Source organism: Streptomonospora litoralis (genome assembly GCF_004323735.1).
Taxonomy (GTDB): Bacteria; Actinomycetota; Actinomycetes; order Streptosporangiales; family Streptosporangiaceae; genus Streptomonospora; species Streptomonospora litoralis.
Genome location: NZ_CP036455.1, coordinates 1,898,896 through 1,913,590 on the forward strand (window position 1 = coordinate 1,898,896; position 14,695 = coordinate 1,913,590).

General features: G+C 72.8%; 23 protein-coding genes and 1 pseudogene. 3 read left to right on the forward strand and 21 right to left on the reverse strand.

Annotated elements, in window-relative coordinates:
* Positions 1–30: 30 nt before the first annotated feature.
* From EKD16_RS08140 to EKD16_RS08220, 20 genes and pseudogenes are all read right to left on the reverse strand, one after another.
* Complete coding sequence (locus tag EKD16_RS08140; protein ID WP_131097828.1) at positions 31–372, reverse strand: hypothetical protein; 342 nt, start codon at positions 370–372, stop codon at positions 31–33.
* Positions 369–713, reverse strand: a complete 345-nt coding sequence (locus EKD16_RS25265) for a hypothetical protein (protein WP_165498522.1) — start codon at positions 711–713, stop codon at positions 369–371. Before EKD16_RS25265 ends, EKD16_RS08140 begins: the two co-directional genes overlap by 4 nt.
* Positions 714–763: 50 nt before the next feature.
* The gene (locus EKD16_RS08145; RefSeq protein ID WP_131097829.1) at positions 764–1,129 is read right to left on the reverse strand and encodes a hypothetical protein; all 366 of its coding nucleotides are present in this window, start codon (positions 1,127–1,129) and stop codon (positions 764–766) included.
* Positions 1,126–1,293, reverse strand: a complete 168-nt coding sequence (locus EKD16_RS25270; protein WP_165498523.1) for a hypothetical protein — start codon at positions 1,291–1,293, stop codon at positions 1,126–1,128. Before EKD16_RS25270 ends, EKD16_RS08145 begins: the two co-directional genes overlap by 4 nt.
* Positions 1,283–1,477 carry a hypothetical protein gene (locus EKD16_RS08150; RefSeq protein ID WP_131097830.1) on the reverse strand — a complete coding sequence of 65 codons (195 nt, stop codon included), beginning with the start codon at positions 1,475–1,477 and terminating at the stop codon, positions 1,283–1,285. The genes EKD16_RS25270 and EKD16_RS08150 overlap by 11 nt, the downstream gene beginning before the upstream one ends.
* Positions 1,478–1,528: 51 nt before the next feature.
* Entirely contained in the window at positions 1,529–2,155 is a 627-nt protein-coding gene (locus tag EKD16_RS08155) for an exonuclease domain-containing protein (protein ID WP_131097831.1), read from the reverse strand.
* The gene (locus EKD16_RS25275) at positions 2,155–2,466 is read right to left on the reverse strand and encodes a hypothetical protein (RefSeq protein ID WP_165498524.1); all 312 of its coding nucleotides are present in this window, start codon (positions 2,464–2,466) and stop codon (positions 2,155–2,157) included. Before EKD16_RS25275 ends, EKD16_RS08155 begins: the two co-directional genes overlap by 1 nt.
* Position 2,467: 1 nt before the next feature.
* Positions 2,468–3,052 (reverse strand): hypothetical protein, encoded by a 585-nt coding sequence (locus tag EKD16_RS08165; RefSeq protein WP_131097832.1) that lies wholly within the window; start codon positions 3,050–3,052, stop codon positions 2,468–2,470.
* Complete coding sequence (locus tag EKD16_RS08170; protein WP_207391464.1) at positions 3,040–3,489, reverse strand: hypothetical protein; 450 nt, start codon at positions 3,487–3,489, stop codon at positions 3,040–3,042. Before EKD16_RS08170 ends, EKD16_RS08165 begins: the two co-directional genes overlap by 13 nt.
* A complete protein-coding gene (locus EKD16_RS25280; RefSeq protein ID WP_165498453.1) occupies positions 3,486–3,767 on the reverse strand; it encodes a hypothetical protein in 282 nt (93 codons plus the stop codon). The genes EKD16_RS08170 and EKD16_RS25280 overlap by 4 nt, the downstream gene beginning before the upstream one ends.
* 171 nt (positions 3,768–3,938) lie before the next feature.
* Complete coding sequence (locus EKD16_RS08175; RefSeq protein ID WP_131097833.1) at positions 3,939–4,325, reverse strand: hypothetical protein; 387 nt, start codon at positions 4,323–4,325, stop codon at positions 3,939–3,941.
* A complete protein-coding gene (locus tag EKD16_RS08180; protein WP_131097834.1) occupies positions 4,322–5,587 on the reverse strand; it encodes a hypothetical protein in 1,266 nt (421 codons plus the stop codon). Before EKD16_RS08180 ends, EKD16_RS08175 begins: the two co-directional genes overlap by 4 nt.
* 228 nt (positions 5,588–5,815) lie before the next feature.
* A complete protein-coding gene (locus tag EKD16_RS08185) occupies positions 5,816–6,268 on the reverse strand; it encodes a hypothetical protein (RefSeq protein WP_131097835.1) in 453 nt (150 codons plus the stop codon).
* A 339-nt stretch (positions 6,269–6,607) separates the two neighbouring features.
* Entirely contained in the window at positions 6,608–6,901 is a 294-nt protein-coding gene (locus tag EKD16_RS08190; protein WP_131097836.1) for a hypothetical protein, read from the reverse strand.
* A 112-nt stretch (positions 6,902–7,013) separates the two neighbouring features.
* Positions 7,014–7,514, reverse strand: a complete 501-nt coding sequence (locus EKD16_RS08195; RefSeq protein WP_165498525.1) for a WhiB family transcriptional regulator — start codon at positions 7,512–7,514, stop codon at positions 7,014–7,016.
* 158 nt (positions 7,515–7,672) lie between these two features.
* Positions 7,673–8,287, reverse strand: a complete 615-nt coding sequence (locus EKD16_RS08200; protein WP_131097838.1) for a hypothetical protein — start codon at positions 8,285–8,287, stop codon at positions 7,673–7,675.
* Positions 8,284–8,544: a hypothetical protein gene (locus tag EKD16_RS08205; protein ID WP_131097839.1), complete on the reverse strand. Its 261-nt coding sequence runs from the start codon at positions 8,542–8,544 to the stop codon at positions 8,284–8,286. The genes EKD16_RS08200 and EKD16_RS08205 overlap by 4 nt, the downstream gene beginning before the upstream one ends.
* Positions 8,544–8,930: a hypothetical protein gene (locus EKD16_RS08210; RefSeq protein WP_131097840.1), complete on the reverse strand. Its 387-nt coding sequence runs from the start codon at positions 8,928–8,930 to the stop codon at positions 8,544–8,546. Before EKD16_RS08210 ends, EKD16_RS08205 begins: the two co-directional genes overlap by 1 nt.
* A 248-nt stretch (positions 8,931–9,178) precedes the next feature.
* Positions 9,179–9,319, reverse strand: a pseudogene (locus EKD16_RS26025) (BldC family transcriptional regulator); the annotation flags it as partial.
* A 115-nt stretch (positions 9,320–9,434) separates the two neighbouring features.
* Complete coding sequence (locus EKD16_RS08220; protein WP_165498526.1) at positions 9,435–9,758, reverse strand: helix-turn-helix domain-containing protein; 324 nt, start codon at positions 9,756–9,758, stop codon at positions 9,435–9,437.
* Between the two features lie 165 nt (positions 9,759–9,923).
* On the opposite strand from EKD16_RS08220, the gene EKD16_RS08225 reads away from it, so the two are divergent.
* From EKD16_RS08225 to EKD16_RS08230, 3 genes are all read left to right on the forward strand, one after another.
* Entirely contained in the window at positions 9,924–10,451 is a 528-nt protein-coding gene (locus EKD16_RS08225) for a hypothetical protein (protein WP_131097842.1), read from the forward strand.
* 113 nt (positions 10,452–10,564) lie between these two features.
* Positions 10,565–10,855 (forward strand): hypothetical protein, encoded by a 291-nt coding sequence (locus EKD16_RS25285; RefSeq protein WP_165498527.1) that lies wholly within the window; start codon positions 10,565–10,567, stop codon positions 10,853–10,855.
* Between the two features lie 29 nt (positions 10,856–10,884).
* Complete coding sequence (locus EKD16_RS08230; protein WP_165498528.1) at positions 10,885–12,522, forward strand: tyrosine-type recombinase/integrase; 1,638 nt, start codon at positions 10,885–10,887, stop codon at positions 12,520–12,522.
* Positions 12,523–12,784: 262 nt separating this feature from the next.
* Here EKD16_RS08230 and EKD16_RS25290 read toward each other — a convergent pair whose 3' ends face one another.
* Complete coding sequence (locus EKD16_RS25290; protein ID WP_207391465.1) at positions 12,785–14,041, reverse strand: alpha/beta hydrolase family protein; 1,257 nt, start codon at positions 14,039–14,041, stop codon at positions 12,785–12,787.
* Between the last annotated feature and the right edge of the window lie 654 nt (positions 14,042–14,695).

The following is a 14,695-nucleotide window of genomic DNA, read 5'->3' on the forward strand; positions in this document are numbered from 1 at the left end:
GGGTGTGGTTTCCCTCCTGGTCGGGCTGGGTCAGGTGATCGGGGTGCCGCAGGTGCAGCGGTCGAGAGCGGGCCGCGCCTCCTCGGCGGCGGGCTGCGGGGCGCGGCCGCGCAGGTCCTCGACGAGGGCGGTGGCCAGGGTCCAGGGCCAGATCAGTGCTTCGTGCATGACGCCCAGGGCCAGGGCGGTGCGCGCGGGGGAGGCGTGCTGGCCGGCGAGCACCGTGATGCGGTGGTCCTGGCAGGAGGCGCACAGCTGGGTGGGCGGGGTCTGGGCGAGGCGGCGCAGGTGGCGGGTCTGCAGCAGGGCGATCAGGCCCATGCCGTAGAGGTAGAGCACCATGGCGCCGGCGAGGAGGAGGCCGGGGGTCATGACGGCGGTTCCTCCCGGTCCTCGGCGGCGACCTCGGTCGGGTCGCCGGCGGCCAGGAGGTCGCCGAGGTGGCGTTCGGCCTCCAGTTCGTTGACGAACTGCCGCCAGTGGTGGATGGCCTGGCGGGCGAGGTCGGCGACGTGGTCGAGGTCGACCTCGTGGGTGCCGGAGAGGTGGCGCACGTGCCGCCGGCGGGCGTCCTGCCCGGCGCGGTGGGCGTGGGTGGCGTGGGCGGCGGCGGTCGAGCCGACGTCGATGACGGGGGGCCGCGGATCCGCGGGGGCGGGGCCGGGCAGCACGCCGCCGGCGGCGAAGCGTGCGGCCTCAGCGCTGCCTGTCACCTCGAGAGTCGGCTGTTGGGGTCGGCGGCGGCGTAGCCAGGTCGGGAGTTTCATGAGGGGGTCTCCTGCTCGGTGTGGTCGGTGAGGTTGCAATAGCCGCAGGCGATGCAGTGGGTGTGGGCGGTCAGGACGGTGTAGCCGTCGGAGTCGACGGTGTCGACGCGGTGGACGAAGGTGTCGGGGTGGCCGCAGTTGAGGCAGTCGATGCGGCCGCAGCCGATGCGCAGCCGCATGCGGGCTGTGGCCGGGCGGCAGCGGTGGAACCAGATCCACGTGGCGAGGGCGGCGCTGAGCAGGACGAATCCCAGCTCGCCGCCGTCGCGTTCGTTGACGGCGCGGACGGCGCTGAGGACGTAGGCGCCGTAGGCCACGGTGATGGACGCGATGAGCGCGACGCGCCAGAGTGGGCGAGTCATGGCTGCTCCGGCGCGTCGTCGGGGAACAGGCGCTCGAGGCCGGCGGCGAATCGTTCGAGGACGGCGCGGTCGTGGGGTGAGACGGGCGGCGGGTCGACGGCGGTTCCCTCGGCGGGGCCGCGGCGGGGCAGCCCGGCCGCGGTGGTCGGGGGGTCAGTGCGCACGGGGGGTCTCCTCGGGGGTGGTGGTGTGCTGGCGTAGGTGGCGGGCGTAGCGCTGGATGGTGCGGACGCACACGCCGATGCGGGCGGCGGCCTGGGTCTGGGAGTAGCCCCAGGCCTGCAGTTCGGCGTAGGTCGCCCGGCGGTCGTCGGCGGGGCCGGCGGCGCGGGCGGGGCTGGTGGGCATCGGACCTCCAGGGCGCGGGGCCCGGGGCGTGTGGCCCCGGGCCCGGGGTGGTCAGGTCAGGGAGGGCCAGGTGTAGACGGCGTCCCATTGGTCGCGGACCCAGCGGGCGTCTTCCAGCGCCTGGTGGCGCGCGTACTGCTTCGGGTCCACACCGACGGCGGCCGACAGCTGGTTGCTGTTCCAGGGCGGCGGCCCGGCGGGGGCGAGGTCGGGGTGGGCCTGGAGGTAGCCGGCGACGAGCGGCTCGATGTCGATGTGGTGGTAGTGGGCCGACCAGCACTGGCCGTGGCGGCGGAGCCAGCGGCGCAGGTGCCGGAAGTCGAAGTCCGGCAGGGCGCCCACGCCCACCGCTTGGTCGAGGATGGGTGCGAGTAGCTCGGCGACGGCGCGCGGGTCCGACCACTGCGGCGCGGCCGCGGCGGCCAAGTTGACGGCGCCGCGGTCGGTGGGGCCGGTGCGCTGCGTGCGCTGGTAGTACCCGCCGATGTGCAGGGCGCCGGGGTCGGCCGTGCTCAGGTCGGGCGCCACCTGGTACAGGTGCTCCTCGTCGGGTTCCATGTCGAGCGGGCTGCGCACGATGAACCCGATCTCCCACACCTCGTGGCGCTCGTCATCGAGGCCGGTCGTCTCGGTGTCGAGGAACACCAGGTTGCGCGGCGCGGTGTCGGTGGGCGGCATCAGACCTCACCGCCGTCGGCGCCGTCCCAGGCGATCTGGCGGACGTGGACCAGGTGACCGATGCCGTCGTCGGTCTTGCCGTAGACCACCTCGTCGTCATCGGGCAGATCGACCTGGCCGCGGCGCATCATGTAGGCGAGCGTCGCCGGATTGGTCACCGGGTCGATCTCGCCGAAGACGCGCACTCCCCAGTCCTCGACGCGGAAGCGGGCGCCGCCGGCGCCGACGAGGCGGGGCGGGTGGGGGTCCAGCAGGTATGTCCGGGGTTTGAGCGTGACGGTCTGGCCGGCCTGCGGGTGCTGGTCGCGCATATCAGTTGCCGCCCCCGCCCTTGGCCTCGTCGACGGAGGTCTCGCCGAGCTGGGTAGCGTCGGAGTAGGGGCCCATGGTCTGCGGCTGGTTGAACAGGAAGTAGCTCTGGTTCGCGCCCAGGCTGAACTCGACGTAGGCGCCGGTGGTGGCGTCGAATCCGTAGTAGACGTCGCACTGCTGGCCGGAGTAATAGGCGCCGTCCATGCCCGGGGCGGGCACGACCTCGTCTGCGCTGGTGCTGTCGTCGTCGTGGATCTCGTAGTTGGGTGTGAGCATCGCGCAGTAGGAGACGGGCGGCCCGTCGAGGACGTAGTAGCCGTACTGGCCAGCGCCGTTCTGGACGTAGACGTAAGCGAGTGCGCCCTTCTTGTCCCACGTGTCGATCCAGCGGTTGATCGTTTCGCGCGTGGGGCTGTAGCTCATGGAGTCGGCGGGCTGGTTGGCCGAGAGTTGGTCGTAGCCGGCCTGGCGCCGCTTGGCCTCCTGGTCCTGAGACGAGGAACCTTCGCAGTCCGATGCGGTCAGCAGCAGGACCGCGGCGACGGCGCCGCCGGCGAACAGGGTCTTCTTGGTCAGGTGGTGCACGTGGTCTCCTCGGCGTCGGTGTCGAGTCGTTCGGGCAGGTCGGAGTCGCGCAGTTCGGCGCGGTGCTCTTGGGCGGCCGCGGCGTTGTAGTCGTTGATGGCCTGGGCGCGGGTGTTGCGGATCGCGGTGAGGCTGGCCTGGATCTGGGTTTCGCGGGCTTGGGGCGGGTCGCTCTCCAGCTCGGTCTCCAGCGAGGCGATGTCGGCCTCGGCGTCCTGCACCGAGGTGCAGAGGTTGTAGAACTCCTCGTAGGCGGCGATGCGGAAGTCGCCGTCGGCCTCGGTGCGCTCGATCTCCTCGCCCTCGCCGCGCCAGCCGGCGGTGACGCGGGCCAGCCCGCCGAAGGCGTAGATCGCGATGGCGGCTAGGGCGACGATGGCGAGCAGGGCCACGGCGCCGAAGCGGATGGCGTAGCTCGCGGATCGGAACGGGTTCACTCGGATGCTCCGGATTCGTGGTGGGCGGGTGGTGTCCAACCGGCGGCGCGCAGCTGGTCGGCGAACGCCGGCGGCACGTGCAGCGGGCCGGCGTCGAGGCGCACGTAGGCGTCGGCGGTGATGTCGGCGAGGGCCGCGGCGACCTGGTCGGGGTCGGCGTGGCTGTGCACGGCGGTGGTGTTGTCGCAGTTGGTGATGACCAGCAGGTGGCAGTCGCGCGGCGCGACGCGCATTGGGGCCTTGGGGTCCAGTCGGCGCGGGTCGAATGTCAGGGCCATGTCTCCTCGTTCACGTCAGGGGCGGCTGGTCAGGTGCCATCCGCCGCAGCGGGGGCACTCGTTGATCCGCACTGGCAGGTCCAGGCCAGGGCGTGGCCGACTTCGTACTCGTCGATGAACCGGCGCTTGCCGCGCAGGCGGGGCTGCGTCGTCGGCGGCGGAGGCGGCGTCTCATGGCGGCCGTGCCCGGGTTTCGTCGGGCGCGACGATCGGCAGCATCTGCTGGCCCTCGGTGGGGGGCAGTTGGTCGCGCATCTCCTGCAGGTAGCGGTCGCGGGCGGCCGGGTCGGCGGGCTGCGGGGGCCGGTGCAGCAGGTCGGGCGGGCCGAGGCGGATGACGGTGCGGGGCAGGTCGTAGGGCTGGCCGTCGGGGTCCAGCGCGGTGCGGACCATGCCGACGACCACGCGGGGCCAGGGCCAGCCGGCGGTGACGCACCCGGTGATGGCGCCGTCGATCGCGGCGCGGTGCCAGTCGGGGCGCAGCGCCGCGGCGAGGTCGGCCAGCGCGCCGGGGCACAGCCGCACCGGCGACGGGCGGGGTTCCTGCCGGCGCGTCACACCGCCTCCCGTCCGCGGCCGCGGCGGTCGCGCTGCTCGCGGCAGCGGTCCTTGACCTCGGCGAGGTGCTGGCGTGTCTGGTCGAGGATGGTCGCGCGGTCGGGCGTGGCCCGGTCGGTGGCGTGCGGGGTGCCCTTGGGTGCGGTGGCCGGTGTCAGCGCGGGCACGCTGCCCAGCAGCGGCGGCTGCAGGCCGGCGCCGCCGCCGCGGCCGCGGCCCATGATCAGTGTCAGGTCCGGGGCGTCCCACGGCGCGGGGGCGTGCGGGTCGGACTCGACCGGCTCCGGATCGCGCTCCGGCTCCGGCTCGGGGGCGGGTTCGGCGGGCGGTGGCGCCGATGGGAAGCGTTCGGCTGCGGCCTGGTCGACGGCGTCCCAGTCCAGGCGGTCGGCGGGTGTGTGCGTCGGCAGGAACCGCTCGCGGGCCCGGGTCTTGTTCTCGCGCGCAGCCGCCCAGATGGACTTGCGGACGTACTTGGCCCGCACCCACGGCGGGCGGGACCGGACGTCGCGGTCGCCCAGCAGGCCCTCGACGACGCGGGCGGCCCAGGCGTCGTCGACGGCTGCGCCGATCGCTTCGCGGATCGCGACGGCGGCGGCCTCAACGACGGGATCCGCCGACGTTGCCGCGCCATTCCCTGACGTTCGCTCCTGATGATGATCATGATCAGAACCGAACTCGGAAGAGCCTGATGATTGATGATCAGGAACGTCGGGATTCTCTGACGTTGAGGCCGCCTGAACGTCGGGATTTCCAGACGTTGAGGCGGGGTCGAACGTCGGGTTTTCCAGACGTTCGACGGCGGGGTCTTGCGAGTCGAACGTCTGGGGATCCTGACGTTGGGCCGGACCGGCCGCGGGCTGAACGTCGGGATTTCCTGACGTTGAGGCCAGCGGCGGGGCGACGTCCCACAGATCACCCGAGAGCAGCGCCTCGCGGCGGTCGTAGACCTCGCGCGGGACGGTGGCCTCGTAGCGGCTGGAGCGGTCACCCGTGGACCGGTGGCCGCCGCGCTCGGCCAGCCGCAGCCACCCGGCGGCCTCGGCCGCGGCCAGGTGCTCGCATAGCGAGGTGCGGTTCAGCCCTAGGGTGACCTGGCTCAGCCGGTCGTTGCCCGGAGAAGCCGACCCGTCCGGCCACATGAACAGCTTCAGCTTGCACAGCGTCGCCTGGACGGCGCGCGGCAGGCGCGACGCGCACGCCAGCAGCCGCTCCCAGATGGTCGGGTCGACGCGGACGCGCTCGATGCCGGCCGCCGTCATGACCGGCGCCCTTCCGGCAGTCTCCCCGCGGCGACGGTATGGAGCGCGGTCCCGACCACGGTGGCGGTACTGGTGTCCATGGATCCCCCTCGTCGTCGTGATGTGTGGTGGGCCGCCCGCGCGCTCCCCCACGCAGCGGGCGGCCCGGTGCCCGGCATCACCCCGCCGGGTCCAGGGGCGGCGGCCCGACCCCGCCCCTCGTGAGGGCCGGGCCGCCTCGGTGATGGATCAGGTGCCGCGGCGGTAGGCGGCGAGCTGGCGCTCGAACCCCGGCGCCACGGTCGAGACGAGGCGGCGGCGCCGGTCGTCGACCGAGGCCAGGACCTCCAGGCCCTCCAGCAGCCGGCGGACGGCGTCGACGACCTCGTCGGGTGAGAGCAGCGGGTGGGCGCCGGAGACCAGCGCGGCGGGCCGGACGGTGCGGGTGTGGCTCCAGCCGTCGAACTCGTCCCAGCGCAGGACGATCCCGCCCTGCTCGGGCGGGGTGAGGATGATCTCGGCCGAGCGGATGTCGCGGCCCTGCTGGTGGCAGTAGGGCAGGGCGAGCTCGGTCGCGGCGGGCAGCTCGGTGCGCAGGGCGTCGCCGACCGCGCGGATGTAGGCGTAGTGATTGATGGGCCAGGGCACAGCGTTGGCGTCGGGGTACATCAGCTGCCTCTTGGGGGCGAGCGTGGTGGGCATGGCCGGTCCTCGTCTCTGTCAGTGGGGTGGGCCCGCCGACCGGCCCGGGGGTGCAGACCGGCCGGCGGGGGTCGGGGGGCCGCCCCCGGGTACGGAGTCCCGGGGGCGGGGGGCCGCGGTGGACGGGGACCGCGGCCGGGGCCTGCCCTCCCGTCACCCCCCAGTGGGGAGGGCAGGCCGATCACGGCGCCCGGGGTCTGTACCGGCCGGGCAGGGCGGGTGGGGGCGGCGCGCTGCTGCGCGGGGCGCGCAGCCCCCACCCGCGGGACCCCCGCCTCTGGCCGTGCGTGACCACTCCGCCGGCCGCGGTCGAGGGCGTCTGGGGTGTCTGGGTGGTGGTCATACGCGGTGCCTGCCGATCCGCGTCGTAGCCGCCGCGGGCTCCTCGGGGAGCAGGTGCGGGGCGGCGCGCACCAGCAGACCGCGCAGGTGGTCGGCCTCGCCGCGGGCGGCGTCGCGGTCGCGGCAGGCCTCCTCGAGCGCCATCTCCAGGCGCACCTCGCGCCAGCACCGGACCGCGTGCAGGATCAGGGCGGATGCGCCGCCGACGCCGAGCAGGATGACGGCGTAGGTGGAGGCGATCAGCAGCAGGTCGGCGGGGATCATGTCCTCGGCCGGCGGCAGGATCTCCATCAGTCGTCACCGCCCCGGGCGCTGCGGCCGATCATGGACACGATCCAGGCGGCGGCCGCCGCGACGGTGCCGACCACGATGACCGTGGCGGCCACGGCGTGCAGGAGTCCGGTCACGACGCCACCGCCTCGTCCGTGGCCGGGTCGAGGCGGCGCAGCTCGCGCGGGGTGTAGCCGCCGCGAATGGTTTCGTGGGGCTGGCCCTGCTCGGCCGCGGCCGAGAGCGCGTCGTCCAGGCACTCGGGGCGCACGGGGCACTCGGTGCGGCAGATGCGCACCGCGAGCTGCGCGGTTTCGGGCGCGGTGGCATAGGTGCTGTAGCCGCGGACCTCGGTCCACCAGTCGGCCTCGACGTCGGGCCCGGTGCAGGCGGCGACCGAGCGCCAGTCCTGGTCGGCGGGCCACCGGCGTCGGCCGGTGTCGATTGCGGCGTGGGGGATCGCGGCGGCCGCGGTGTCGTAGCGATACAGCGGCTCGTAGTAGCGGGCGGCGATGCCGGGGGCCACCTGGAGTTCGGCGGCTGCCTGGGCGATGGTGGCGCCGGTGCGGCGCCAGGCGTCGTAGGTGTCCTGCCGCTGGCGCCGCATGCGGGCGCGGGCGTTCGCGTCGGTCATCCAGACCTCCGGGATGGTGCCCGCCGCCGGCCGCGCCGAGAGGTGCAGCGACCGGCGGCGGGGGTCAGGGAGTGCGCGGGGGCGGGGACCTCCGCCGACCGCAGTGGGACGCACTCGGCCATGCCAGACTCGGAGTGCTGCGGTCGGCGGAGGAGCCATCACGACCCCGCCGCGGGGTGGTCGTCGGCGCCGTCGACCAGGGCCGTGGCGATCCAGCGGGCGGCCCCGGTCGGGCTGTCCCAGGTGCGTTCGGCCCGGCGGGCGGCGTAGAGGGTTCGGCCCGCCTCGCTCACCGCCGCTGTCGCGGCGGCGAACTTGGTGTTGCCGGCCCGGTTGATGTGCGACCACACCAGGCCCAGGACCTCGTCGGGGGTGGTGGGCGCGCGGCGCGAGCGGGTCAGGTAGTAGCCCAGGTAGCCGCTGCCGGGGTCGCGGTGCAGGCGCTCGCCGTGGGCGTGCAGCCAGTACTCGCGCACCCGCCGGGGCCGGGTGAGGTGGCCGTAGGTGGCCCGCGTGGTCACGTCGATGATCGGGCCCTCGGGGCCGCCGGTCTCCTCGTCGATCCAGCCGGTGTCGGCGGCCAGCTCGTAGCTGGTGCCGCAGGTGCGGCAGACCGCGCGCAGGGCGACCTGCACCGTGATGCGCGTGTCCCAGCCGGGCGGCATGCCCGTGCGCTCCAGGGTTCGCACCTCCCAGCCGTCGGCGGCGCAGCCATCGGCGTGGGCGACGGGGACCCACTGCAGGTAGGGGTCGGTGTAGGCGGTGGATCTCATCGCGGCGCACCTCCCCGCAGGACCCGCACGCGTTCGCGCACCCCGACGGTGACGCAGCCGACGGCGCTGGAGCCGGGTACGGCGTAGTCGACGAGCAGCACCCGTGGGTCCAGGTCCGAGGGGGTCACGTCGGTGACGACGACCTCCTGGTCGTGCAGGCCGAGGGCGCGGGTCGGGTCGGTGATGACCAGGGTGGGGTGCAGCTCGGCGCCGGTGACCCAGCGCGGGCCGCGGGTGGGCACGGTGAGGGTCAGCATCACAGCCCACCCCCCACCAGGGAGACCACGATCGTGATCGGGTAGCCGTCGCGGGTGCCGCGCAGCACCCCGGAGGCGCCGGGGTGGTCGCGGTCCTCGTCGCGGTCCTGCTGTTCGACCGCGTTGGCGAGCAGCGTGCGCCAGGTGGCGAGCGCCCCGTCGACCGCGGTGATGGCGGCGGCTGCGGCGGTGCCGCGGGCGGCGGAGTAGTGCACCACGCACCGGCCGTCGGTGTCGGGGATGGTGTGGTGCAGCCCCGGCCAGGTCGCCGGCGTGGTCTCGATGAGGTGCTCGACCAGGCGCTGCACGGCGAGGAGGTGGCGCACGGGCGAGTCGGCGAGCTGCTCGCTGGGCGCGGTGGCGGTGGCGGTGGCGGTGTCGGTCATCGGGCCTCGACCTCCTCGACCACCGTGGCGCGGTGCGCCCTGGCGTAGACCGCGGCCGCTTCGTCGATGTCGTCGCGGACGGCCGCGGTCCCGATCAGCGTGCCGTCCTCGCGCAGCGCGAGCACCGGGTAGTCCAGGACGATGTCGGCGTCCATCCGGGAGTGCTCGAGGGTCGCGGCCTCGACGGTGACGGTGCGCCGCGGGAGCGGAGCGGCGGGAGCCGCGTCGGCCGCGGGCCGACCGCGCTGCATCAGCTCGCGGATCTCGCGCTCGGGGTAGCGGCGGTGCCCGCCGAGGGTCCAGATGAACGGAAGCTTGCCCTGCTTGGCCCAGCGGGTGACCGTCTTGGGGTCGACGCGGAACGCCTGCGCGACCTCGCTGGGGGTCATCAGTGGTTCCGCATCCGCGATCGGGCTGTTACTCTTCGGCACGGAGTTCCTTTCGATCGGTACTTCTTTTCAGCCCCCGGGGTGCATCCCGGGGGCTTTGTGCTGTCAGGCGGGGTCAGGCGACGCGCTTCGAGGCGCGGCCGCGGCGGCCGGGCTCGGGGGCGGGGCGCGGCCGGTCGTCGACACTGCCGTGCAGGAGGCGGTCCTCCTCGCGGCAGCGTTCGACGTAGGCCTGCAGTGCGCCGTAGGTGATGTTGTGCCGGCCTTTGCGCAGGCCCACCCGCACGGCGTCGATCTCTCCGGCGTAGATGAGGTCGTACACCGCCCGTGCCGAGAGCCCCAGCAGCTCAGCGGCCTTGGGCACCGGCACCAGCAGCGGTTCCAGCTCCACCACACGCACCTGCACCCGGGAGGCGTCGGCCTCCGGTGTTTCGGTCATGGGTCGACCATAGCCATAGACCGCAATGATCCGCAATACCTGTCCTGACTTCATGGCTATCGCTTGGGTATAGGGATAGGTGCGGCTGTCACAAGATGTCCAAGTCGCACGGTGGTAATCTGCATATGCTTGCGAGGCTTCCGGCGACTGGTGGGAGGAGACCGCGTGGCCAGCAGAAACGAGCCTGACCAGCCACCCGAGGCGAGGCTCATCCGAGAGCGGCGCGAGGCGATGCTGATCTCTCCCGAGACGCTCAGCCGGCGCATTCACGAGGCCGGCTACGACAGGGGCGTCTCGGGGCGCCGGCTCCGCGAGATCGAGGAGGGCAGGACACGCGCGGGCAAACCCACGGCGGCCCCGGCCCTGACCCTGGTCCAGGTCGCCCTCACGCTCGGCATCACCGCAGCGGACCTGGACGAGGTCGGACGCGCCGATGCGGCCGCCATCATGCGCAACCACCTGAAGGGGCGCATTCAGCAGGAACCCGAGGTCGCGGCGCTGCCCGGCGTCAGCGAGGAGCTACGCCAGCAGATCATCCAGGGGCTCGACGAGTTGCGGGCGGCGCCCGACCTGACGCGCGAGCAGAAGGCGCAACTGGAGGCGGCCTACCTGCGGTCGCTGTCGCGCAGCGCCGAGGCGGCGCGGGATCAACTCCAAGAAACGATACGCACATTCCGGGGCGACAGCGAGTAATCACTACAATTGCGCGCATCTCGGCACGGATAACGTTCCGATATCGGAACCCTGGCCCATGTGCAATTGCGTCATATAGTTCCCGGACGCGATACATGGGACGAGGGGGAGTAATGGGAGGCCAATCCTATAGCGCGCGCCGCGTCGTATGCGCCCTGTGGGGACTCGCGGCGGTCATTGTGGGAGTCGAGATCGCCGTCGAGAATCCTTACACAGCGGGCATTCTGGCGGTCGCGGGAACGGCCGTCGGCGCCGCGGCCGCCGGCAGCGTCATGGCCCGGGGCCAGCGGCGAGCGCAGACCGCCGCCCGCTGGGCACACCAGACCGGATGGCGCGAAGGGTTCGTTGCCGGCACGGAGGCCCAGCTGGCGCGCGACATCGAGCGCGCCCGCCACGACGTCTAAGCCGAGCCCTGGTTTACATGGGGAGGGAAATGGGAGCGAAGAAAGGACGGCGGCAAAAAGGGGAAGGTGCGCTTTACCTAAGGCGAGATGGGCGCTGGGTCGCGAACGTCGACCTCGGATGGCGCGGCGGGAAACGCGACCGGCGCGAGTTCTCCGGCGCCACACCGGAAGAGGCGCTCGATAAACGGCGACGTTTCCTCGAGGACCGCGCCGACGGCTTCCTCCGGCCGAAGGGCCGCGCCCCCACCGTCGGCGAGTGGCTGCGCCACTGGCTGTACACCATCGCCCAGACCACCGTCGCCGAGTCGACCTACTACACCAGCTACCGCGGCAAGACCGAGCGCCACCTCATCCCCTACTACGACCGGATCCGGCTCACCAACGAGGTGCTGACCGAGGAGGTCGTCGAATCCTGGCACGTCTGGCTGCGCGAGGAGCAGGGCCTGGGGCCGGCGACCGTCGTGCAGTGCCACCGCATCCTGTCGCGGGCGCTGAAGGTCGCGGTGATCCGGGGCCGGCTGATGCGCAACCCCTGCTCGAACGTCTCCCCTCCGGCGATCCCCGAGCGCGACATGGACGTGCCCGACCGCGACGAGGTCGGCGACATCCTGACCGCGGTCGCCGGGCAGCGCATGGCCGCTCGGTGGCTGCTGGCGCTGATGGTCGGGCCCCGCCAGGGCGAGACGCTCGGCCTCACCTGGCAGTGCCTGGACATCGACGACCCGCACAACGCCTACGTCGCGATCGAGTGGGAGCTGGTGCGGCTGCCCTGGCGCCACGGCTGCGGCGACCCGCACCGCTGCGGCGCGAAGCTGCACCGCTACCCCTGCCCCGACGAATGCACGCGCCACCGCCACAAGCCGACCTGCCCCGCGGACTGCGCCAACGCCCGCCACCTCTGCAAGCGGCCATGCCCGGACGACTGCACGCGCCACCGCCACGAGCCCGACTGCCGACACAACTGCTCGAAGCGGGGGCACGTGTGCCCCACGTTCTGCGAGCCCGGGTGCGAGGCCCACGCCCGGGCCTGCCCGCAGCGCGTCGGCGGCGGACTCAGTCTGAAGCGGCCCAAGACGGCGAAGTCCCGGCGGTCCATCCGCATCGACCCGATTCTGGCGGTGGCCCTGCAGCGCCACCGCCAGGAGCAGAAGGCCGAGCGCGAGCGGCTGGGCGCGGCGTGGGAGGGCTGGGGCCACACCCCCCACCACAAGAAGTGCCCGACGGGCTGTGTGGCCCATTGCGGCCACGCCCCGCGCCGCAAGGACCGGGTCTGCCCCGGGTGCCACACGCCGGTGAAGCGGGACCAGCTCGTGTTCGCCCAACCCAACGGGCGCCCCCTCAACCACCGGGAGGACTACGAGCAGTGGCAGCAGATCCTGCGTGACCTGGACCTGGACGAGTACCGGGTGCACGACATGCGCCACCGCGCCGCCACCGCGCTGCTCGAGGAGGGCGAGGACGTGCGCGTCGTGCAGCAGATCCTGGGCCACGCCAACCCGGCCACGACCCAGCGGTTCTACCAGCACGTGACCGACCGCGTCTCCCAGCGGGCTGCGAGCCGGATGGCGAGTGGTCTAGGCTCATGGTCCGCCAGCCAATCCGCCAGCCTGGAGTCTGCAAGTGATCGCGAGCAAGGTTTCCGTGGGGGTCCTGATGACCCCTCCTGAACTGGGCGCACGGAAAACCTCGCAACCATATGCGGACGGCGTTTCCGCGGAGTCGAGAACTCATAATCCTTGGGTCGCGGGTTCGAGCCCCGCCCGCCCTACTCCCCTTGAGCATGAAATAAGCGCCGCTGACCTGCGGTTTACAGGGCAGCGGCGCTCGGCTGCGCGTCCGGTTGGTTGCGGCAGAGTGCGGTGCTGTCCGGTTGGCTGCGGCGAATGCGGGGTGAAGTTTGCGGCGACTCAGAAGCCCTCGAAGCCGCGCTCAGCGGCCGAGGCGTTCGTCCATCCAGTCGAAGACGCGCTGCTCGGTCAGTTCGCGGGCCAAAGGCTGGCAGTGGCGGTCGGCCCCTTCGGCGGCCGTGAACTCTACCGGCTCGGCCCCCGGCACGGCGGCGGCGAGCTCCTGCGACTGGCCGGGGAAGAACTCCTCGTTGTGCGGCGCCGCGACGAAGAGCGGTGTCTCGATCCGGGCGCAAAGGGCATCGGTGAGGCTGTAGGCCGAGACGGCGTCGAGGGTTTCGGCGTAGCCCCGGGTGCCGTAGGGGCGGGCGCGGAAGGCCCACGTCCGTTCGGCGGCCTTGCCGCCCGGCAGCTTGAAGCCCAGCGCCATGTCCCGGTCGAACTTCTCCTTCTCGCCCTTGTCATACGCCTTGCGCAGAGAGTCGGGGATGTGGGCCCACCAGGACCTGGACACGTCCACCACACCGCCGTCGACGGCCGCGGCGGCGAAGCGGTGCTCGAAGGCGAGCGCGCGCGGGAGCCAGTACCCCCCTTGGCTGATGCCGTAGGCGACGACGGCTGCGGGGTCCGTGTCGTCGCGGCCGAGCAGGACGTCGACGACGGGAGTCAGCACCGCCTCCCAGTCGGGGCGGAACACCACCCCCTGGTCGAGGAGCATCGACTGCTGGCCGGGACCGTCGAAGAGCAGGACGTTGTAGCCGCGTTCCAGCGCCCCTTCGGCACCTTCGCACCACAACCCGCTGATGGAGCCGTCGCTGCCGTTTACCATCACCAGCGTCGGACGCGGGCTGCCGGCGGCGTCGGGGCGGAAGAGCAGTCCGGGCATGGTGCCGTCGCCGTAGGGCAGGTCGAGTACACGCACGTCCCACCCGCTCTGTGCGGTGAAACCGTCCCACTCGGCCCGGTGCCGCCGGAAGACGGCCTGCAGCCGGTCTTCGGCGTCGGTGCGGCCCGCGAGCGCGTTCACCGCCACGGCGAGGTAGTTCGCGGCCCGGAGGTGGGCGCGCGCGGCCGAGACCCGGTGCCCCCGCTCGGCCGCGCGCGCGGCGACGGCACCGACGCGGTCGCCGAGAGCGATCCAGGCGGTCGGCCACGCCTCGGTGTCGTGGGGTTCGACCGCCGCGATGGTGGAGAGGACCTCGCCGACGTCCGCGCCGCCCCGAGGCGCCTTGCCGAGGACGGAGCGGACGTCGTGGTCCCACGAACCGCCGTAGAAGCCGGCGGAGAACACCCGGTGCGCGGGCCGCTCCTTCCGCCGCGCGATGTCCATGATGTCCATTGCTCCTCCCTCTGGTCGCCCTGGCCATGGGATGTGCCTCTCGCCGCGCCACGCCGAACACCGCGTTCGGCAACGGTTCGCCCACGATCGACGATTCGCCGCGGCCGGTGTCCGCAGCATCCGCTCAGGTCACATGCCGGTTCGCGGCGGTGCGGACACTGCGGACACCGGCGCCTTTCCGATCTCCGAAAGGAGTGCTCAGCGGAACCGTCCAATGGCTGGCTCCGCCTCTCGGCGAGGGACGCAGAGCGGTCGGCGGCCGCCGCGCGAGGCGGTCTCGTGCCGCCGGCTCGCCGTGTACTTTGGCGAATGCGCGGTGAAGAATACGCCGACGGGCCCAGCCTCTCTGCTTCGTAGCGCAGGTCAGGCGGGCCTTGTAGGGTGCTTGAGCGCAGGATCCGGAGTCCTCGGGTCGCGGGTTCGAGCCCCGCCCGCCCTACTTCTCGTGAGCATGAAGAAAGCGCTGCTGACCTGCCCTCGACAGGGCGGCGGCGATGTGCCGTGCGGCCGGTGCGCCGAATCTGTTGGCGGCGGGAACCGGCGTGCTCCGGTCGTCCGCGGCGAATACGCGGCGGAGTTCGCCGCGGCCCGCACACCCTCGGGTACGAGGTCCGGTCGTCGCCGTGTCCGCGTAGGGCCGACGCGTCGTGGCGC